Source organism: Trichococcus ilyis (genome assembly GCF_900109135.1).
Lineage (GTDB): Bacteria > Bacillota > Bacilli > Lactobacillales > Aerococcaceae > Trichococcus > Trichococcus ilyis.
Genome location: NZ_FNYT01000007.1, coordinates 59,044 through 80,301, shown reverse-complemented (window position 1 = coordinate 80,301; position 21,258 = coordinate 59,044). Strand labels below are relative to the sequence as shown.

Annotated in this window: 16 protein-coding genes and 1 pseudogene; 15 read left to right on the top strand and 2 right to left on the bottom strand. The window is 52.4% G+C overall.

What is annotated here, in order from left to right; translation table 11 throughout:
- The first annotated feature begins 53 nt into the window (after positions 1-53).
- The 15 genes from BMX58_RS05105 to BMX58_RS05035 all read left to right on the top strand — a co-directional run bounded on the left by BMX58_RS05105 (position 54) and on the right by BMX58_RS05035 (position 19,898).
- Positions 54-1,379: a DEAD/DEAH box helicase gene (locus BMX58_RS05105; protein ID WP_239420544.1), complete on the top strand. Its 1,326-nt coding sequence runs from the start codon at positions 54-56 to the stop codon at positions 1,377-1,379.
- 588 nt (positions 1,380-1,967) lie between these two features.
- Positions 1,968-2,948, top strand: coding sequence for a LacI family DNA-binding transcriptional regulator (locus BMX58_RS05100; RefSeq protein WP_068622702.1), 981 nt, complete (start codon positions 1,968-1,970; stop codon positions 2,946-2,948).
- Positions 2,949-3,372: 424 nt separating this feature from the next.
- Positions 3,373-3,972 carry a biotin transporter BioY gene (locus BMX58_RS05095; protein ID WP_084253872.1) on the top strand — a complete coding sequence of 200 codons (600 nt, stop codon included), beginning with the start codon at positions 3,373-3,375 and terminating at the stop codon, positions 3,970-3,972.
- Positions 3,973-3,989: 17 nt separating this feature from the next.
- Positions 3,990-4,961, top strand: a complete 972-nt coding sequence (gene bioB, locus BMX58_RS05090; RefSeq protein WP_068622704.1) for a biotin synthase BioB — start codon at positions 3,990-3,992, stop codon at positions 4,959-4,961.
- Positions 4,954-5,646, top strand: coding sequence for a dethiobiotin synthase (bioD, locus tag BMX58_RS05085; protein WP_068622705.1), 693 nt, complete (start codon positions 4,954-4,956; stop codon positions 5,644-5,646). Before bioB ends, bioD begins: the two co-directional genes overlap by 8 nt.
- A 10-nt stretch (positions 5,647-5,656) precedes the next feature.
- Positions 5,657-7,000 (top strand): adenosylmethionine--8-amino-7-oxononanoate transaminase, encoded by a 1,344-nt coding sequence (bioA, locus tag BMX58_RS05080; protein ID WP_068622706.1) that lies wholly within the window; start codon positions 5,657-5,659, stop codon positions 6,998-7,000.
- 190 nt (positions 7,001-7,190) lie between these two features.
- The gene (locus BMX58_RS05075) at positions 7,191-8,012 is read left to right on the top strand and encodes a carbonic anhydrase (protein ID WP_068622707.1); all 822 of its coding nucleotides are present in this window, start codon (positions 7,191-7,193) and stop codon (positions 8,010-8,012) included.
- Positions 8,013-8,195: 183 nt separating this feature from the next.
- Positions 8,196-9,107 carry an AEC family transporter gene (locus BMX58_RS05070; RefSeq protein ID WP_068622708.1) on the top strand — a complete coding sequence of 304 codons (912 nt, stop codon included), beginning with the start codon at positions 8,196-8,198 and terminating at the stop codon, positions 9,105-9,107.
- 463 nt (positions 9,108-9,570) lie between these two features.
- Positions 9,571-10,806: an L-lactate MFS transporter gene (locus tag BMX58_RS05065; RefSeq protein ID WP_068622709.1), complete on the top strand. Its 1,236-nt coding sequence runs from the start codon at positions 9,571-9,573 to the stop codon at positions 10,804-10,806.
- 277 nt (positions 10,807-11,083) lie between these two features.
- Positions 11,084-12,436 (top strand): leucine-rich repeat domain-containing protein, encoded by a 1,353-nt coding sequence (locus BMX58_RS05060; protein WP_068622710.1) that lies wholly within the window; start codon positions 11,084-11,086, stop codon positions 12,434-12,436.
- 372 nt (positions 12,437-12,808) lie between these two features.
- Positions 12,809-14,239, top strand: coding sequence for a sucrose-specific PTS transporter subunit IIBC (locus BMX58_RS05055; protein WP_068622711.1), 1,431 nt, complete (start codon positions 12,809-12,811; stop codon positions 14,237-14,239).
- 24 nt (positions 14,240-14,263) lie between these two features.
- On the top strand, positions 14,264-15,754 hold the full coding sequence (locus tag BMX58_RS05050; RefSeq protein ID WP_068622712.1) for a glycoside hydrolase family 32 protein: 1,491 nt from the start codon (positions 14,264-14,266) through the stop codon (positions 15,752-15,754).
- A gap of 269 nt (positions 15,755-16,023) precedes the next feature.
- On the top strand, positions 16,024-16,809 hold the full coding sequence (locus tag BMX58_RS05045) for a MurR/RpiR family transcriptional regulator (RefSeq protein ID WP_068622713.1): 786 nt from the start codon (positions 16,024-16,026) through the stop codon (positions 16,807-16,809).
- Between the two features lie 141 nt (positions 16,810-16,950).
- A complete protein-coding gene (locus BMX58_RS05040; RefSeq protein ID WP_068622714.1) occupies positions 16,951-18,540 on the top strand; it encodes a PTS transporter subunit EIIC in 1,590 nt (529 codons plus the stop codon).
- A 32-nt stretch (positions 18,541-18,572) separates the two neighbouring features.
- Positions 18,573-19,898 (top strand): 6-phospho-alpha-glucosidase, encoded by a 1,326-nt coding sequence (locus tag BMX58_RS05035; RefSeq protein WP_068622715.1) that lies wholly within the window; start codon positions 18,573-18,575, stop codon positions 19,896-19,898.
- Positions 19,899-20,020: 122 nt separating this feature from the next.
- On the opposite strand, the gene BMX58_RS05030 is transcribed toward BMX58_RS05035, so the two are convergent.
- Positions 20,021-20,815: a Fic family protein gene (locus BMX58_RS05030; protein WP_068622767.1), complete on the bottom strand. Its 795-nt coding sequence runs from the start codon at positions 20,813-20,815 to the stop codon at positions 20,021-20,023.
- 100 nt (positions 20,816-20,915) lie between these two features.
- Positions 20,916-21,035: pseudogene (locus tag BMX58_RS05025) on the bottom strand (type II toxin-antitoxin system HicB family antitoxin); the annotation flags it as partial.
- Positions 21,036-21,258 lie beyond the last annotated feature (223 nt).

Sequence of the window (21,258 nt, the reverse complement as noted above, 5' to 3'; positions counted from 1 at the left end):
GAGGCAAGCACCGCAGCGCAAAAACGACTGCATTACAAGAAATGAGGAAACAAATGATGATGATGGAAGAAATGGCGATGCCATTCGAAAAATACTGGCTCGAAATGGGGTTTCAACTGCCGACGCCGATCCAGGAGAATGTTTTCAAACCTTTACTGGAGGGAAATGACGTAGTCGGACTTTCGCCGACCGGCACAGGCAAAACATTGGCCTACGCCATTCCGTTGCTGCAGAAGACGGAAGCCAACAAAGAGTTGCAGCTGTTGGTGCTCGTGCCATCGCAGGAGTTGGCGCACCAAGTAGGGCACGTCCTGTCCGAATGGGGTTCCCTGAAGGACTTGAGCGCGCAAGTGATCATCGGCGGCGCGAACGTGAGCCGTCAGATCGACAAGCTGAAGGAGAAACCGGAAATCGTCGTCGGCACACCGGGACGCTTGCTGGAATTAGCCAACCAGAAAAAATTGAAACTGCACAACATCAAAACGGTCATCTTCGATGAAGCAGATTATCTGCTGCAGGAAGAGCATCTGGGAGCTTTGCGCGATCTGATCAAAAAAATGCCGGGTTCCCGCCAGATGGGTTTCTTTTCGGCCACCAACAGCGAAAACCTGCAGGATATCCAGAAATGGTTCAATACCGAGCCGCTTTGGTTCGACACGACCAAGGAAGGCCGATTCATGGATCAGACGATCCATGGCTATATCGAGGCGCCGACGCGGAAGCGGCCGGAAATGCTGCGCCGCTTGGGCAACCTGGAAGGCATGCAGGCGCTCGTTTTCGTGAACGCCACGCAGGAGCTCGATTATTTGGCGCAAAAATTGCAGTTCGAGGGCATCAACGTCCGCATGCTGCACAGCGATTACGGCAAAGCCCAGCGCAAGGGCGCGATGGATGAATTCCGCAAAGGCAACGTGACGTTCCTCTTGACGACGGACGTTTCCGCCCGAGGAATCGACATCCAGGATCTGCCGTACGTCATCCATTATGATCTGCCGCTTTCGAAGGAAACCTACCTGCACCGCTCCGGACGCACGGGCCGGATGGGCAAAAAAGGCATCGTGCTGTCGCTCGTGAACGACCGCAACAGCCGCGACATCAAACGCTTCGCACCGCATCCGGATGAAGTGAAGGAATTCTTCATCTACGGCGGCGAACTCGTCGACCAGCTGCCGAGCCGCGAAGAACGCGCCGCCATCCGCGATGCGCAAAAACCGGCCGCAGCCAAAGCAGCCAAAATCCAGAAAAAAGCTGTTTTGAAAGAGGAAGAAGCGGTGAAGGAATCGTTCACCAAAAAAGCCAAAAAGAAAAAAGTCCGCTCCAAGGACCAGAAAAACAAAGGCGCGCGCCGCAAGCCAAAAGAAGAGAAACCATCCGAATAACTGAAGAACTTTCCGCATTCTGCCGGCTGTCCGCGGCAGCGTGCGGATTTTTTGCGGTTGATGGGGGTGGGCGGGGATCGGATAAAGAGTCGATAATGCGATAATCCGAGGCCAGCTCCGGCGAAGCCCGCGCTCGCCGGAGCAGACCGAAAACATTCCGCCTCAGCTCCGATAAGGCTCTCCTCCCCGGAGGACAATCGATACCGGCAACCGCAACTCCGGTGAGAGGGTCGTTCACCGGAGGAAAGAGTCAGCTCCGATGAGCAGTGCCTTCGCCGGAGGAGGCGATCTCAGGACGATGCCACCTCCGACTAGCGTTGGTTCGTCGGAGGACAGCCTCCGCGCTCGCACCCATCTCCGGCCAGCATTCTCTCCCCGGAGCTGAGGCTCGGGATGCGGAGCCAACTCCGGCCAAGCCGGCTTCCTCGGAGCTGGCGCAAAATCCAAGAAAAACTGATCCGCATTTTTCTCTATCGGTCCGTTGCGGCTGACCCCGCACATCTGTATAATCAAAAGCAGAGAACCGATTTGTATACGGATACGGAACAAAGTCCGTTATGCAGGACAAGAAAGGGGTGGACGCCAGCAATGGTCACCATCAATGATATCGCCAAGCTTGCCGGCGTGGCGAAGAGCACTGTCTCGCGCTACCTGAACGGCGGAGCGGTGAGCGAAAAAACAAAAGCGAAACTCGATGAAATCGTCGCCGAACATGACTACAAACCGAACAAATTTGCCCAGAGCCTGAAAGCGAAACGCACGCATATGATCGGGACGATCATTCCGCGCCTGAACTCCTTTGCGACGAACGAAGCGTTGCGCGGTCTGGAGAACAGTCTGCGCCTATCGAAAAACCAACTGTTGATCACGAATGCGGACCAGAGCCGCGAGCGCGAGATCGAAGCCATCTCGACGCTGGCGAAGCAGCGCGTCGACGGCATCGTCTTCTTTGCGGCGGCGATCACGCCGGCTCACGTGAAGGCCTTCAAAGAGGCCGATGTCCCCGTCGTCATCGTCGGGCAATCGCATCCCGCTTTCCACTGCATCATCCATGATGACGAGAAAGCGGGTTTCTCGGTCGGATCCTATGCGGTGGCGAACGGGCACCGGAACATTCTCGTCTTCGGGGTCGACGAATCCGACAAGGCGGTCGGGGTGACCCGGCGCAACGGCATCGAGCAGGCATTCGCAGGCCACGACATCGACTACACTTTCGTCAAGACCAGCTTTGCCATGAAGGACGCCTACGAAAAGGCGCTGGAAACCCTGCCGCAATCGCAAGCGACTTTCGTGATCGGCGCGACCGACAACATCGCTATCGGAATCATGCGCGCGGCCCACGAACTGCAGATCGAAATACCGGATCAGCTTTCCTTGGCGGGCTTCGGCGGCTACGAGATCACCGAAGCGGTCTACCCGCGCATCACGACCGTGCACTACCCTTTCCAGGAGTCTGGCGAATTGGCCGCGAAAATCCTGATGGAATTGATATCGGAAAGAGAAGTCGCCATGATTCAGACGTTGGACAACGAGCTGCTGATCAGGGAATCAACCAAAAAAAATGCATAGCCGCTGCCCGGCAGCGGCAAAAGGAGGTGTCTTACAGGAGGCATCTCCTTTTTTCTGTATGGGTCAAGATTTCGGGCAACTGTCGGGCAATCGAAGAGCGGAGCATACCGGAAACCGGACAAAAGCCCGATCTGTCGGGCGAACGCCCAAGACGGGATCGCGAACACCCGACAGCACGCGTATCTGGATGCAACGGATAGATGAATGGCCGTCTCAATCTGAGAGGGTCTTTTTTCTTTATCCTTTTCCGCAAAACAAAAAAAGTACAGGCACCAAAAACAGCGTCTGGAAGACTTAAAACGAAAAACGGCACGTTTTCTCTCAATTTTTCATTGTTACCCTGTTTAAATATAAGGTTGACATAGTTTTTGGACTATGCCATCATGGAGGCAATGACTATAACAAAAATGATGGGAGAAACAAGATGAGCGAAAAAGAAACTGTCTTATCAGCAAAGACCGAAAAACGGTCCGCAACAAAATTATCCACGAAGGAAATGGTGCTGTGCGCTTTGTTCGCCGCCCTGATCGCGGTCGGCGCCTTCATCCATGTGCCGGTGCCGGTAGTGCCGTTCACACTGCAATTCCTGTTCACGCTGCTGGCGGGTGTCCTGCTCGGGGGCAGGCTCGGCGCGACGAGCGTGTCGCTGTATGTGCTGATGGGGTTGGCCGGCTTGCCTGTGTTCGCAGAAGGCGGCGGCATCGGCTACATCCTGAAGCCAAGCTTCGGCTACCTGATCGGCTTTTGCGTCGGCACCTATGTGACCGGCATAATCGCGCACAAGGCCGCGCAGCCTTCGTTCCGGCGGGTGCTGTTGGCGGGACTGGCCGGTCTGGGCATCGTGTATGTGTTCGGGCTGATCTATTATTACCTCCTCTGCAATTACGTCATCAACACCCCGATCGCGATGGGGCCGCTGTTCCTGTACGGTTTCCTTTTGTCGGTTCCCGGCGACATCGCGCTTTGTTTCCTCGGCGCATCGCTCGGCAAGCGGCTGATCCCGGCCATCCGCAAAGGGCTATAGGAGAGGGGGAAACGAAAATGACGACAATGGAAGCCATCAAAAACAAACTCTATGCCGGCGGGCAGCTCACCAAAGCGGAGGCCCTGGACTTGACCGAAGCGCCGCTGGAGGAACTGTGCGCAGCCGCAAATGAAGTGCGGGAACACTTCTGCGGAAATGTGTTCGACGTCTGCACGATCATCAACGGCAAGAGCGGCAAATGCTCAGAAAACTGCAAGTTCTGCGCCCAATCGCGCTATTACCGCACGAAGGTCGAAGCCTACTCGCTGCTCGGATCCGAGGAAATCGTCGATCAGGCCAAATACAACGAAGCGCGCGGCGTGCTGCGCTATTCGATCGTGACCTCGGGCAGGGCCTTGTCCGCGAAAGAAGTCGACAAGGTCTGCGCAAGCCTTGAGGCCGTCCAGAAGGAATCGGACATCGCGCTCTGCGGCTCGTTCGGACTTTTGGAGGAAGCGGAATTTTCCAAATTGAAGCAGGCCGGCTTGACCCGCGTCCACAACAACCTGGAAACGTCGCGGCGGAACTTCCCGAACATCTGCACGACCCACAGTTACGACGACAAGATCGCCGCCATCCGCGCCGCCCAGCAGGCCGGTCTGACCGTCTGCAGCGGCGGCATCATCGGTCTGGGCGAGACGATGGAGGACCGCATCGATATGGTGATCGACCTGCGCGAAATGGGCATCCGTTCGATCCCGGTCAACCTGCTGAATCCGATCCCGGGCACGCCATTCGCGGAAAATGAAATCGTCAGCGACGACGAAATGGCCCGGACCATCGCGATCTTCCGGCTGTTGGTGCCGGATGCCTTCATCCGTCTGGCCGGCGGGAGGGGGCTGCTGGCGGACAAAGGCCGCCAATGTTTCCTTTCCGGCGCCAATGCCGCCATCTCCGGCGACATGCTGACGACGGACGGCATCACGATTGAGCAGGACATGCGCTTGCTGGACGAACTCGGCTATGAGGTGGTGCTGCGCAATGACTGATGGGAAAGGGCTGTTCATCACCGCGACCGGGACGGATGTCGGGAAGACGTACGTCACGGCGCTGATCGTCAAAAAGCTGCGCGAGGCCGGTCATTCCGCCGGATACTGCAAAGCTGCCCTGAGCGGAGTCGACAGGACGGCGGCAGGATTCCATGTCGATGATGCAACCTATGTCGCCCGGGTGGCGGGGATCGCGGAGAGGGAAGCGGAGATGTTCGTTCCGTATGTCTACGGTGCGGCCGTCTCGCCGCATCTGGCCGCAAAAATCGAGGATAATCCGGTGAAGATAGCGGTCGTGAAGGCGGTCTATGAGCAGGCGCTGGCCAGCTACGATTTCGTGACGATGGAAGGGAGCGGCGGCATCGTCTGTCCGCTCCGCTACGATGCTGACGCGCAGCTGCTGCTGGAAGACGTCATCACGGCTCTGGGGCTGGGCGCCATCGTTGTCGCGGATGCCGGGCTAGGGACGATCAACGCGACCGTGCTTACGGTCGATTACATGAAAAGGCGCGGAATCCCGGTGAAGGGGATCATCCTGAACCGTTACGACGCGGCCGATGCGATGATGCGCGATAACCGGAAAATGGTCGAGGTGCTCACCCGCGTGCCCGTCCTCGCCTGCGTGAAAAAGGGGGATACGGCCATCGCCATCGAAGCGGCGACGCTGGCCGGATTGTATGGATAAGGACAGCCGCATGGATCTGGTCGAAAAGGATCTGAAATACATCTGGCACCCGTGCTCGCAGATGAAGGATTATGAGGAACTGAAGCCGATCATCATCGAGCGCGGCGAAGGCGTGTACCTCTACGGCAAGGACGGCAAAGCCTACCTTGACATCGTCAGCTCGTGGTGGTGCAATTTGTTGGGACACCGCAACCCAACGATCAACGCGGCGCTCATTGACCAACTTGGCCGACTGGAGCATGTCATCTTCGCAAATTTTTCCCATGAGCCGGCGATTGCTTTGTGCGAAGCGCTCATGAACATCATTCCGGATGGGCTCTCGAAGTTCAATTTTTCCGACAACGGTTCGGCAGCGGTGGAGTGCGCGCTGAAGATGAGTTTCCAGTACCAGTATCAGACCGGACACAAGGAGAAGACAAAATTCATGTGCCTGACGGATGGCTACCACGGCGAAACATTGGGCGCGTTGGCGGTCGGGAGCATGGATCTGTACGCCAAAATGTACCGGCCGATGCTGATGGACACCCACCAGATCGAAGCGCCGGACTGTTACCGTTGCCCTTTCGGCAAGAAGCGCGACAGCTGCGGATGTGAATGCTTCGCCTATGCCGAAAAAGCCTTCGCCGACCACGGGGCCGAAACTTGCGCTATGATTGTGGAGCCGTTGGTGCAGGGCAGCGCCGGCATGCGCATCTATCCGCCGCTCTATCTGAAAAAACTGCGCGCCCTCTGCGACCGCTATGGCGTCCTTTTGATCGCCGATGAAATCGCAACCGGATTCGGCCGGACCGGCAAGATGTTCGCTTTCGACCATGCCGGCGTCAGCCCGGACATCCTGTGCGTTTCGAAAGGGCTGACCGGCGGCTATTTGCCGATGGCGATCACGATCACGACCGACAAAATCTACTCTGCTTTCTACGCCGAATACAGCGAAGGCAAAGCCTTCATGCACAGCCACACCTACAGCGGCAATCCGCTCGGCTGTTCCGCGGCACTGGCGGTGCAGCAGGTTTTGCGCGAGGAGCGGATCCTGGAAAAAGCGGCGATCCGTGCCGGATATCTGACCGAGCGTCTGAATGCAACATTGCTGGACCACCCGAACGTAGGGGAAATACGCCATATCGGCCTGATCCATGCCATCGAACTGGTGACCGATAAGCAGGCGAAGACCGGTTTCGAACCGGGATTGCGGATCGGCTATCAGATCTACAAAAAAGCGTTGGAAAAGGGTCTGATTCTGCGTCCGCTCGGGAATGTGCTCTATTTCAATCCGCCGCTGACGATAACCGAAGCAGAACTGGACGAAGCAATCGCCATCTGCGCTGAAGCAATCGCCGAAGTGCTTGGAAGCTAGCTCATGCCGGCATCCGGAACCGCAATCGGGACCGGATAGGCCCGCCTTCCTCCCAACGCAATATCCTTTTGAATACAGCGAACTGAAGGGGAAACCTGTCAGATTATTGTTTTTCGCAAATGGAACAGAAATTCATTTGTGAATTATTGTATAATAAACGGATATTGTTTTAGGGGAGGAAGAACGGGAAATGAATCATGCAAAAGAATGGAAGAAATATTTGGCGGTGCTGGGGGCATTCGCCTTACTGGGACTGAGCGGCTGCGGCCAAGAACAAACGACGGAAGCGGAAAGCGGCGTGCAGGAAGCGACTGCTGAGGCAACGTCCGAGCCAACGACTGAAAAAACAACCGAAGCAGCAGCCGAAGAGCACCTGGATTATGAAAACCAGGAGGATTGGACTTTCGAATCTGGCGAAATGCAATCCCCGATCAACATCGAAACGGGTGCAGCCGAAGCGATGAACGCAGACGGGTCGCTCATCCTGGACTACGAAGAAGAGGTCATCGATGTGATCGACAACGGCCACAGCATCGAGATGGAGGACGGCGGCCAAGCAACGATCGCCGGACGCAGCTTCGAATTGAAGCAATTCCATCTGCATTCGCCGAGCGAGCACACCTTGGATGGGGAACACTATCCGATCGAACTGCATTTCGTCCACAAAGCCCAGGACGGCCGTTTGGCGGTCATCGCGGTCTTCTTTGAAGAAGGCGCAGCAAATGCTGCCTTCCAGGCGATTTTGGATGATGTGAAGGCCAATGAAGAATCTGATGTTGCGAGCGGACTCAGCCTGAATGTTGCCGAGCTGCTGCCGGCCAACAAAAGCTACTACCATTACCTGGGTTCCTTGACGACACCGCCGCTGACCGAAAATGTCGAGTGGTATGTGCTGGCGAACCCGGTGGAAGCTTCCTCGGAACAGATCGCGGCCTTCAACGAGTACTACGAAGGCAACAACCGGGAAGTCCAACCGTTGGGTGAGCGCTCCGTTCTGAAATACGAAGAGTAGCCAGACCAATTTCGGTGCGTTCATCGCACTGGGAAAAAGTTCCGTCCGCGCCCATCCATTTGGGCCGGCGGGACTTTTTTCGTTTTCCAGGATCCGTAACGCGATTACAAAATACGGAGGGGTGCGCTGCAGCCGGATTATTTTTGGTATAATAGAAGGAAAAACGCGAGCAGGGGGAACGTAATGGGGGAAATAGCAGCAAAAGCCGCATCGTTGATCATGATCATCGTGATCGGCTACGTCATCAAACGGATCGGGTGGGTCAGCTCGGATGATTTTCCGAAAATTTCAAAAATCGTGTTGCGGATCACGCTGCCGTGCGCACTGATCACGAGTTTCAATAATTTCGACATCACCTACAACCTCTTGTTTCTGACCGCAATCGGCGTCGTCGCAAACCTTGTCCAGCAGGTCACCGGTTATCTCGTCAACCAGCGCAAAGGTGGCATCGCCCAGGCTTTCGCCATCGTCAACATCGGCAGCTACAACGTCGGGGCCTTCGCGATGCCGTACATTGCCGGATTGATGGGCCCGCAGTCGGTCATTTTCGCTTCGCTTTTCGATGTCGGCAATTCCTTCGGCGCCGCCGGTATCGGCTACGGCTGGGCCCGTTCGGTTGCTGACGAACAACAAAAAACGACTTTGTTGGGCTTCCTCAAGCTGATGTTCCTTTCGCCGCTTTTCGACACGTACCTGATCCTGTTGCTGATGCGCATCTTTGATTTGCGCCTGCCGGATGCCGTCATCACCTTCACCTCGACTGTGGGCGGCGCAAACACGTTCATGGCGATGCTGATGATCGGGGTCGGTCTGGAATTGGGCCTGGATGCGCACCGCTTCAAGTTGGCCTTCAAATACTTGGCCATCCGCTACGGCTTTTCGCTGATCTTTTCCATCCTGATCGTGCTCTTCCTGCCGGTCTCGGCGGTCGTGAAGACGATCCTCTGCATGCTGTTCTTCTCGCCGATCGCATCGATGGCGACCGGATTCACCGACGAAGCCGGCGGGGACGTCGAAACCTCCGCCTTCATGAATTCCGTCTCGATACTGATCGGGATTTTTGCGATGCCGCTCGTGCTGGCAGTGATGGGCTAACAACTTATGCAATGAATCAGGCTGCCTCAGATTGACTGAGGCGGCTTATTTTTTTGTAGCCAAATTCCTGGCGGGCTGTCGGGTGTTTTGCGGTTTTCGGTATTGTTTTTGTCGACAGAAGCGTGATTTCTCGACAATCCGCGACACCGTCCTGGGCTAAAGCCCGACAGAAGGAGGATCTGTCGGACGTTATGTGGTTTTCGGTATCCTTATTGTCGAGAGAAGAGCACTCCGGACGCACAACTGGAACAATATGAGCCCTCAGAATTGATCAGCTTACTAATGTATAACATCAGGCTATAACTATATATATTAATTAAGTGTTACCCTATAGCCGATTTCCGTGGCATACTGGAACAACCTTCAAAAATGAAAGGCATCAGCAAATATTGGGACAGCGGCACGCCTCGCCTGCCGCCAGCCCTGAAAAATAGACAAGGAAATCGGAAAAGGGGTAAAAAGAATGACAAAAGAAACAAATCGTTGGGTGGTCCTGATAAGCTCGATGGGGATCTTGTTGTGCTCCGGTATCGTCTACACATTCAGTGTGTTCGCGGGGCCGTTGGCGGAATTGCGGGGATGGGCGGTGCCGGACATCATGATGGCGTTCGCGCTCAATTCGGCAGTGGGGCCGATCCCGATGATCTTCGGCGGCTATTTGACGGACCGCGGCTGGGCGAAATGGATCGCGCGCATCGGCGTCGTCCTCTTCGGGGTCAGCTTCGCCTTCACCGGGCAGGCGACAAGCATTTTCCAACTGTATCTGATCTACGGCATCTTCGGAGGTTTCGCGCAGAATTTTGCCTATTCCGCCTGCCTCAGTAATACGATCCGTTTCTTCCCGGACAAAAAAGGCTTGGCTTCCGGACTGATCACCGGCGGCATGGGCGGCGCGGCAATCATCGCAGCGCCGATCGCGAATGCGCTGATCGAACGCTACGGCGTTAGCCAGGCTTTCTGGCGTATGGGCTTGGCGTATGCGCTGATTGGCTTCTGTTTTAGCCTGTTCATCCGTTCGGCGCCGAAACAGATTGTGCCGCAAGAGGCTGCAGCCTCTGAAATCGTGCCAACCAAGGTAAGCGGAGCAAACAAAAACTGGAAGGAAATGCTGGCGAGTCCGGCTTTCTACTTGCTGATCCTGATGTTCGCGATGGGCGCCTTTTCCGGCTTGATGATCGCTTCGAACGCCTCGTTGATCGGGCAGTCGATGTTCGGTCTGTCGGCCTCGGCTGCAGCCGCTTATGTCAGCCTATATTCCTTGAGCAACACGTCCGGACGGGTATTCTGGGGCGCGGTCTCCGATCGCATCGGCCAGATCCGCGCGGTCATCATCATCTACAGCGCGATCATTTTTGCCTTCGTCCTGCTCGTCAGCGTCAACCAAATCTGGTCTTTCGCTGTCGGAGTCGTCACCTTGGGACTCTGCTTCGGCGGCGTCATGGGCATCTTTCCGGGCTTGGTCATGGATAATTTCGGTCCGGCTAACCAGGGCGTCAACTACGGCATCGTCTTCATTGGCTTTTCGAGCGCCGCTTTCGTTGCGCCGAAAGTGACCGCTTCGTTGGCTGCCGCAAACAATGGCGACTTCACGAAAGCCTTCTACGTCGCGATAGCAGTCGTTCTTGCCGGATTGGGTTTGAGTCTGGTCTATGCAAAAAGCAAAGGCGCTGCCAAGCCGGCTGTGGAAGCTGCCCAATAGAGACATCATTCAAAACAGACCGGGCTTCGGAGAAAGACTCCGAAGCTCGGCCTGTTTTTTTTTCTGAATGAGAAAAACATAGGGATTGAATGCCCGCAAAAGGCAAGGAAACCCTTAATGGTAGCGCTTAAACAGGAGGAGCCTTATAATAGGCATAAGGCAGATTATTATCGGATCAAAATGATTCGATTCAGCGATCACGTTCTGACGACCCATTCCAGCATAGTGCATGTCGTCAGCTCTGGCAGTTTTTTCCCAAAAAAGGAGGCTGTTTTTTATGGAAAAAAGAATAAGGCTGCTGTTCCTCTTCGTCCTGCTATCACTGGCGGGCTGCACCAGCACAACGACAACCGGACAGAGTGGAGCACAAACCAGCCAGGAGAGCTCCGCCCAAGCCGCCAGCGATAAGGAAACAGAAAAGGATAGCGAAACTGCGGGCGCCGGCACGGTACTGACATTCGCCGATGAAGACCTGGAGCTTTATGTGCGCAAGCTGATCGGCAAAGAAGAAGGCGAGCTTGCGGCAAGTGACGTCGAAGCGGTTGACGCGCTCTATCTGGGCAACAAAGACATCAGCGCCATTGATGGGATCGAACATTTCACCAATTTGCGGATCCTTCACCTGAACCAAACAGAAGTCAGCGACATTAGCAGCTTGGCCGGCTTGTCGCAACTGGAATACCTGGATATCAGCCATACCCGAGTTGAGGACGTTGCAGCCTTGGCCGATCTGACCCGGCTCAAAACGTTGTATCTGAACAACAACAAGCTGGAAGACATCAAACCGTTGGCGGGGTTAAAGCAGTTGGCGATGCTCTACCTGAACGACACCGCCGTCAACGATATCCGTCCCTTGACTGGAATGGAAAGCCTCCAGTCATTGAACTTGCGCAACACCAGAGTCGAGGATATTGCTGCCTTGAAGGACGCACAACAGCTGCGCTACCTGAACTTGGGCAATACCCAGGTCGCCGATATCGCAGCCGTATCCGGCTTGACGCAGCTGACCATCCTAGAACTGGAGAACACGCCCATAAACGACATCGGCGCCGTATCCGGATTGACGCATTTGCTGACACTGGACTTGAGCGGCACCGGGATCAGCGACGCCAACGGGCTGGAGGGATTGGGGAACCTGCTGACGTTGGACTTGAGCGGGACTGAAATCAGCGACCTCACCCCATTGGCCAAGCTGACGAAACTGACGCGCCTGGATCTGAACAATACGCCGGTCGAGGAACTGGGCAGTTTGGCGGATTTGCTGGAACTGACCCACCTCGAGGTCAGAGGGGCGCAAGTGAAAGATGCCGGAGCCATGGCAGGCCTTACTGAATTGGTTTACCTGGATTTGGCGCAGAATCAGATCAGCGCGATCGACAGCTTGGCTAGCCTTGCAAAAATCAGACATTTGAGTCTGGCCGGTAACCGGATCAGCGACATCACTGCTTTGGCGAACCTGACGGAACTTTGGTACTTGGATTTGAATGAGAATCCGATCAGTGATACCAGACCTTTGATGGGTCTGGCCAAGTTGGGGAAACTGCTGATCAGCAGGTCAGGCATCAATACCCAACAACAAGAAGAGCTGCAGAGCGCTCTGCCGGGCTGCGACATCACCTGGTTCGAATAATGAGTGCATGAGACTGGAATCTGCATTCCTTGTGAAATCTGTCTGCAGAAACTGAAGGTGGATGACGCCTCTGGAGAGACATTGCGGCCTTGTTAAAGCCTGGATGCACTAAACACGCAAAGGCGCTCGGACAATAGGGTGCCTTTGCGTTTGGTGTCTCCATTTTTACAATCGGAGAAATTTTTTAAGAAAAACGCTTGACTTTATCTTTGAAAGGGTTTACCATACATATCAAGAGGAACCGGTTTCAACGATGCGAAAAACCAGCTCCTTATCATTTTGGAACCGAAAGGAACCGGTTCCGAAAAATGAGATCAATTTTTTATTGCACTTATTTATCGCACAGCCTATCTAAGGAAAGAGGGAGAAAAAATGGATTACAAAAAGATTGCAGAAGAATTGTTGACGGATATCGGTGGAAAAGACAACGTACAGGCAGCGACGCACTGCGCGACACGCCTGCGCCTGGTTTTGAAGGATGAAGGCAAAGTCGATCAAGCGAAATTGGACGACTTGGATGTAGTCAAGGGGACATTCTCCACAGCCGGCCAATATCAGATCATTCTTGGATCCGGAACCGTCAATGAAGTTTACAAAGAGTTCATTAAAATGGCCGGCATCGACGCCATGAGCAAAGAGGAAGTCAAGACAGCCGGTACGCAAAAACTGAACCCGATCCAACAGGGCGTCAAGATGCTTTCGGATATCTTCGTACCGATCATCCCGGCCATCGTTGCTTGTGGTTTGATGATGGGTTTGAACAACGTATTCACTGCACAGGATCTGTTCGTTGCCGGAAAATCGCTGATTGAAGCGTATCCTGCCTTCGAAGGTTTTGCGGCGATGATCAATACCTTCTCCAATGCGGCATATGTCTTCCTGCCTGTCCTGATCGGTTTCAGCGCGACGCAGAAATTCGGCGGAAACCCATACTTGGGAGCTGTTTTGGGGATGTTGATGGTCCATCCGGATCTGGTCAACGCTTATGCTTATCCATCCGTTTTGGCGGCGGGCGAAGTGCCTTTCTGGGATATCTTCGGCTTCGAAATCGCGAAAGTCGGTTACCAAGGAACAGTCCTGCCGATCCTGTTTGCAGCTTTCATCCTGGCTAAAATCGAAACATTCCTGCACAAACGCGTGCACACATCATTGGATAACCTGGTCACACCGCTGTTCGCTTTGATCATCACTGGTTTCCTGACTTTCACCTTGGTGGGCCCGTTGACGCGCACGCTCGGCGACGTGATGACAAACAGCCTGGTTTGGTTGTATGACACAACCGGCGCAATCGGCGGCGCGATCATCGGATTCTTCTACGCACCACTGGTTGTTACCGGTATGCACCATAGCTTCATCGCTGTCGAAACGCAATTGTTGGCCGACATCGCCAAAACAGGCGGTACGTTCATCTTCCCGATCGCAGCAATGTCCAACGTTTCCCAAGGTGCTGCAGCATTGGCGATGTTCTTCCTGATCAAGGAGCAAAAAACGAAAAGCTTGGCTTCCGCATCCGCAATTTCCGCTTACTTGGGGATCACTGAGCCTGCGATGTTCGGTATCAACTTGAAATACCGCTACCCGTTCTACGCAGCGATGATCGGTTCCGGCGTCAGCAGCGCATTCATTTCCTTCTTCAAAGTCAAAGCGATCGCATTGGGCGCAGCCGGGTTGCCAGGCGTCATCTCGATCAAACAAGAACAATTATGGTTCTACGTCCTGGGCATGCTGATCGCGACAGTCGTGACCGTAGCCATGACCTACTTCTTCAGCAAACGCGACTGGAGTAAAAAGGAAGCTAAATAAAGTTACAAAGGAAGGAATAAAACGATGAAAGAATGGACGCGCGAGGAGCGCTATAAAAAACTCTCGGATTATTCCGACAACTATCTCGATGAACTGGCGAAAAGGGTGGCGCAGTCCCCCTTCCGCCAAAATTACCACATCCAACCGAACACAGGCCTTTTGAACGATCCGAACGGCTTCACCTATTTCGACGGCAAATGGCATCTCTTCTATCAATGGTTTCCGATGGGCGCGGTCCACGGCCTGAAGCACTGGTTCCATCTGACTTCGACGGACCTCGTGCAATGGAACGAAGAGGGCGTCGCGTTGTTGCCCGACACAGAGTACGACAGCCACGGCGTCTACTCCGGCAGCGGCTTCGTCAAGGACGGCCAACTGCACATCATGTACACAGGCAATGTCCGCACGGAAAAATGGGAAAGGGTGCCGAACCAGATCGTTGCCCGCATGGAGGAGGACGGCAGCTTCACCAAGTTCCTGCCGCCCGCTATCGCCGGCAATCCGGCAGGCTACACCGACCACTTCCGCGACCCGAAAGTCTGGGAGCAGCACGGCATCTATTATGCCGTCATCGGCGCCCAGCGCAGCGATGAGACCGGCACGATCCTCTTGTACCGATCGGTGGATGCAGTGGAGTGGGAACTGATGGGCGAAGTCGATGCCGGCCTGCCTGATTTCGGCTACATGTGGGAATGCCCGGACCTGTTCGAAATCGACGGCAAGACGGTATTGCTGTTTTCGCCGCAGGGAATCGAGCCGGAAGGCGACCGCTACCACAACATTTTCCAGACCGGCTACGTCATCGCCGATGATTTCCGGCTGGATGAACTGAAATTGGCGCACGATGGCTTCCGGGAACTGGATGCCGGCTTCGATTTCTACGCCACCCAGACCGCCGAAAGCCCGGACGGCCGCCGCATCCTGACGGCCTGGATGGGCTTGCCGGATGTCGCGTACCCGACCGACAGCGAAGACTGGGCCCACTGCCTGACTTTGCCGCGCGAACTGTCGGTCAAGGAAGGCAAACTGATCCAGCAACCCGTCCGCGAACTGGTTGCCTTGCGCAAAGAAAAATCGGTTTCCGAAGCCGGTTTGCTGGCGGGTGAAAAGCGCATCGAACGCAACGGCGGCAACTGTTACGAACTGCAGCTGGATCTGGCTTTCCCGACTTCGGACAAGCACGCGCCGGTGACCTTGGATCTCTGCGCAGATGCCGCCAACGACAAACGTTTCCGCATCACCCTGGATCCGTCAACCAACAAAATCACGATCGACCGCAGCCGCTGCGGCATCCCGTTCGCGCAAAGCTACGGCACGACCCGCACTTTGGCGGTCGGACAGATGGATACGGTGAAACTGCAGATCTTCGTCGACACCAGTTCGATCGAAATCTTCGTCAACGACGGCGAAGGCACCTTCACCTCCCGCGTCTTCCCGCAGGCCGGCGAAAACGGCCTGTCGCTCGTGGCAGGCAGCACAGTCGATTATAGCCTTGCGCTTTGGGAATTGGCCTGAAGCAACAGAATAATATCAGAAAACCCCCACTATTCAAACACTGCGCGCGGTGTTTGAATAGTGGGGGCTTTTTGGATTTGAACAGCCCGGAAGTTTTCGACACAATTGTCCGCCAAAAAGATTATTTCGCATCGCTCCACCGGACTGCAGCAAATTAAATCGAATCGAAAAACTCAGCTATTTCAACAAATATTTTTGAACCAATAGGTATATACAGCTTAATTTTCGTTATAATGGATAGGACAAAAACTTTAGGGGTGAATCCGTGAGTGGTAGATATTTCAAAGTTAGTTCAAGGTAAGGAATTAAACGAATCTGATCAGAAACTGTTGACCTACATCATCAGCAATATGGATACAGTCCTGCAGAAGGGTGTCCGCCAGATAGCTAAAGAAAATTACACCTCACCTGCAACCGTCATCCGCTTGTCAAAAAAATTGGGATACACAGGTTTCATCGATCTGTATTATCACTTGCTCCCGCTTGTGAATGCCGAAACAGTGCCTGCGGGAAAGACGGAAGACGAATTTTTCCAGTTGGATTATGCACTTGTGCTGCAGCATAATTCAATAGAGGATATGGATAAGTTCATCGAAAAGGCGTTGAATTTGGAGGGGAAATTCATTTTCATCTATGCTGCCGGTTTTTCAGCGATCGCAGCCGAGTACCTCTACAAAAAATTGTTGCTCTTGGGAAAACAAGTCATCCTTGCAACCACATTGGATTCTATCGGTGTGTTGGAGAATAACCTGAAGAACATCGGCGCTTTCGTAGCCATTTCCAAATCGGGAGAAACCCAAAGTGTCATCGAAAAGGTGCTGAGGGTAAAGGATGAAGGCATCTTTACAGTAGCCTTCACGAAGGAAACGCCCAACCGGTTGGGTGATTGTAGCGATCTCAATTTTAAGGTGACCGACCAACATAAGCTGGATGATCGGAATTTGTTGCCCAACACATTCTTTCCCTTTACGTTGTTGCTGATGGAATACTTATTGAGCCGTTATTTGAAAAAAATCAATGAAGTCGATGAACCGACAGAGGCAGAAAAAGCCTAAAAAAGCAGCAAAACAGAATAGCCAGTGAAACGTGTTTCGTCTTTGCGGAACACGTTTTTTACCGTTATGAAAGCCTTTTATTTCCAATGGATTCCCGCTAAACTGTAGTCATGTTAAAGAAATCATATTGGAGGGAAACAAATGAGAGAGAGAGTCATGGACACCATGCAGAAATTTTCCAAAGCGATGTTTATTCCCGTTTTAATTTTGCCGATAGCCGGTATTTTGATCGCGATCGGAAATCTTTTTACTAACGCACGATTGCTTGAAGTGTTGCCGTTTTTGAATAACCCGGTTACAACCGGATTCGGAACAATCCTATCCGGATCACTCGTTTCTATTTTAGTGAATCTCGGTGTCGTATTCTGTGTCGGGTTGGCCGTTGGATTAGCCAACAAGAAAAAAGCGGAGGCCGGATTCATTGCCTTGCTCGGGTATCTGGTCTTCATCAATGCCATGAACCGTTTTATGGGCTTGCAAGGCATGCTGGTGGAAGGTAACCTGCAAGGAACCGGACAGACGATGGTCTTAGGTGTCCAAGTCTTGGACATGGGCGTCTTCTTGGGAATATTCCTCGGAATTGTCACCGCAATCGTCCATAACCGTTTTGCCGACAAAGAATTCAACAATGCGTTCCAAATCTATGGCGGGACCCGGTTCGTATTCATCATTCTGATTCCGGTTGTTGTTTTGCTGGGCATCCTGTTCACTTACATCTGGCCGTTCTTCCAAGGCGGCATCAGCAGCTTAGGGAATTTGATCAACCAGAGCGGCAATTTCGGCATCTTCCTTTACGGAACATTGGAACGCCTGCTTATCCCGACCGGCCTCCATCATTTGGTCTACACACCATTCCTGTACACTGAATTGGGCGGTATCGCTGAAATCGGCGGGGAAACTTTTGAGGGTGCGCGCAACATCTACTTTGCTGAGATCGCCAAGGCGGATGGTGGATTATTAGCACCGAGCGTCATTTGGGATGCCCGCGGAATTTCGAAAATGTTTGGACTGATCGGTGCCTGCTTGGCGATGTACCATAAAGCAAGTCCTGAAAACAAAGCAAAAGCCCGTGCTATCTTGATTCCAGCTGCAGTGACGTCCTTTATCGCCGGTGTAACTGAGCCGATCGAGTTCTCGTTCATGTTCGTTGCACCTTTATTGTTTATTGTTCATGCCGGCTTGAGCGGTTTGAGCATGGTTTTGTTGAATGTCCTGAATGTCAGAGCAATCGGGCCGAATGGATTCATAGATTTCCTTTTGTATAATGTTCCACTCGGGACAGAACGGACCGTTTGGCCGATGTACATTGTGGTCGGCTTATTCTTCTTTGTAGTCTATTATTACTTGTTCCGTTTCTTGATCACGAAATTTGACTACAAGACGATCGGTCGCGAGGAGTCGGGACAGGAAACCAAATTGTACTCGAAAAAGGATTATCAAAAAAAGAAATCTAAAACAGTAGAACCTGAAAACGAGTTGGGATTGGCGCGTACGATTGTGGCTGCTTTGGGCGGGGAAGAGAATATTGAAACCGTCACGAACTGCTATTCTCGCTTGCGTCTCACGCTGGCCGATCCTGACAAAGTGGATGAGCTGACTTTGAAGAACGAGACTGGAGCAAGTGGAATCATCAAGAAAGGTCAAAATGTGCAAGTGGTTTATGGTCTGCAGGTAAATAGCATTCGTAAAACAGTAGATAGGGTATTGAATAGAGTAATCGTTGAAGAATAAACTGAATTTATAAAAGTGAGGATGAATGGATTATGAAGAAATTTTCAGTAGTCATTGCGGGTGGTGGCAGCACCTTCACACCAGGTATCGTGATGATGATGTTGGATAATATAGAGCGGTTCCCGATGCGTGAATTAGTGCTGTACGACAATGATGGAGACCGCCAAGCTGTGCTGGGGGAGGCTCTGGAAATCTTGTTGAAGGAACAAGCACCTGATTTGAAATTTTCGTATACAACGGATCCCGAAGAAGCGTTCATGGATAAAGATTTTTGTATGGCCCATATCCGGGTCGGGAAATATGAAATGCGTGAAAAGGATGAAAAGATTCCATTGCGTCATGGCGTAATCGGCCAAGAAACCTGCGGACCAGGGGGTATTGCATATGGTATGCGGAGCATCACGGGGATGCTGGAAATCATCGACCATATGGAAACTTATTCGCCTGATTGCTGGATGCTGAATTATTCCAATCCGGCTGCGATTGTGGCCGAAGCCTGCCGTGTCTTGCGCCCGAATTCGAAAGTGCTGAACATATGCGACATGCCGGTAGGGACGCTGCGCCGGATGTCGCAAATCATCGGGAAAGATCCGCAAGACCTGGAAGTCCGTTATTTTGGACTGAACCACTTTGGCTGGTGGACAAGTGTTAAAGACAAAGAGGGGCATGAGTACATCGATCAGATCCGCGAATACGTAGCGGAGAATGGTTATTTGACCCAAATTGAAGTCGACACGCAACATATGGACCAGAGTTGGCAAGAAACGCATAAGAAAGCGAAGGATCTGCTGGCTGTTAATCCGCGTTATCTGCCGAATACCTATCTGAAATATTATTTGTACCCGGATTATGAAGTGGCGCATTCCGATCGCAATTATACGCGTGCCAATGAAGTGATGAACGGACGGGAAAAAGAAGTCTTTACTGCCGCACGTAATATCATCGAAAAAGGAACAGCGGTTGATGGTGGATTCCATATCGACAGCCATGCTTCCTTCATTGTGGACTTGGCCCGCGCGATTGCGTTCAACACCCATGAAAGAATGTTGATGATTGTGGAAAACAATGGTGCAATCGCCAATTTCCCTGATGATGCGATGGTGGAAGTACCATGTATCGTGGGGAATGACGGTCCGGAACCATTGGCCCAAGGGAAAATCCCTGCATTTGAACAGTCCTTGATGTTCCAGCAAGTGACGGTCGAGAAACTAGTGGTGGAAGCCTATGTCGAACAGAGCTACCAAAAACTATGGCAAGCCTTGACGCTCTCAAAAACGGTCCCAAGCGCAAAAGTTGCCAAGGATATTCTGGATGATCTGATTGCGGCCAACAAAGCGTATTGGCCGGAATTGCATTGATAGTAAGAAATCTCGACTTGCATCCAGTTCGTTGGGTGTTACATGAGTATTAACTGATGAAAAAAAGATTCCTGTTCATTAATAGACAGGAATCTTTTTTGCGTTCTTTTGAACATTTTTTCTTATTCTTTTACATACATGTCTTCATCTGCTAGTACATGTTTTTTGTCCAACAGCAAGTTTTCGAAAAACATTTTCAAAAATTCTTTATTCTGTTTCTCACCATGACAATGATAGAGCACGAGGGCATTCCTGAAATAGGCGGCATGTTCGCTGAAGAGCGAATTGTCGATTTGGAACCCTAATTTTCTCAAATATTGGATGCCGAAAACAGCGACTGTCCGGGTATTTCCTTCCCTGAAAGGATGGACCTGCCAAATATCAGCCAGAAATGCCATCGCATGAAGTGCTTTTTGCTCATGGGTCAGGTCACTGTACGAGAATTTCTTTTCCTTTTCAAAATCGTACGCCAAGGTATCCTGAATCATGAAATGCGAACTGTATTGGACCGTTTCCCCATCGAGCACAGGCTCTTTCTTTGTGATATTCACCGTCCGGAACTTGCCCACTGGGATTTCTTCCGGGAAAACATCCGTAAACAAATGCCGATGGATGCCCAACAGCGTGGAAGGGGAGAGCAGGAAGTGATCTTCGGCCAACAACTCCGCAATCCGGAGAGAAACGATATCCGCCTCGACCGTACCCGCATCCATCTGGGCCTCCCGGTGGTAATCCGAAATTTCGCGATAAATGGCTTCGTATCCTTTTTTTCCTTCTATATGTTCGTAGGCCAGTTCGACCATGTACTCGGATGGGCTGAGTCCATCCACTTTTTGCAAGCCAAATGCCGTCTGCCATAGCGCCAATTTAATCTGATAAGGCAACTCATTTTCCGCGACATCATAACTGGGCGGCAATTTGCCTTCTGGATAGTCCATAACAAAACCCCCTTTTCAAATGGAAAAGTAACGTGCTTCCTAATGATTATACATCTAATTATGGAATGATGCCGCTGAATCAGACACCAAATTTTTCTTTCAAAGCCTCTGTCAGTGTCAAAGAGAAGTTGATGCCTTTTTCGATGCCGAGTTCATTCAAATAATTTGGGATCGTCAGCGTCTTTTTCACGACTTTGTTGGGCATCAAAATGACCCACTCACAAGTAAGATACGCAAGCCATCATTATTTTCGCTGATTGCGGCATTTTTTCATGCGGCTATAAAGATGAATAAATTGATAGAATCCATCTTTTCGAGCCAATCAGCGCCCGGAAAGATGAATACCGACAAAAAATCCATCTTTTCGCCACCTTTATCGATGCGAAGTGCTTTTCATAGTGGCGGCGATGATTCCGGCGTAT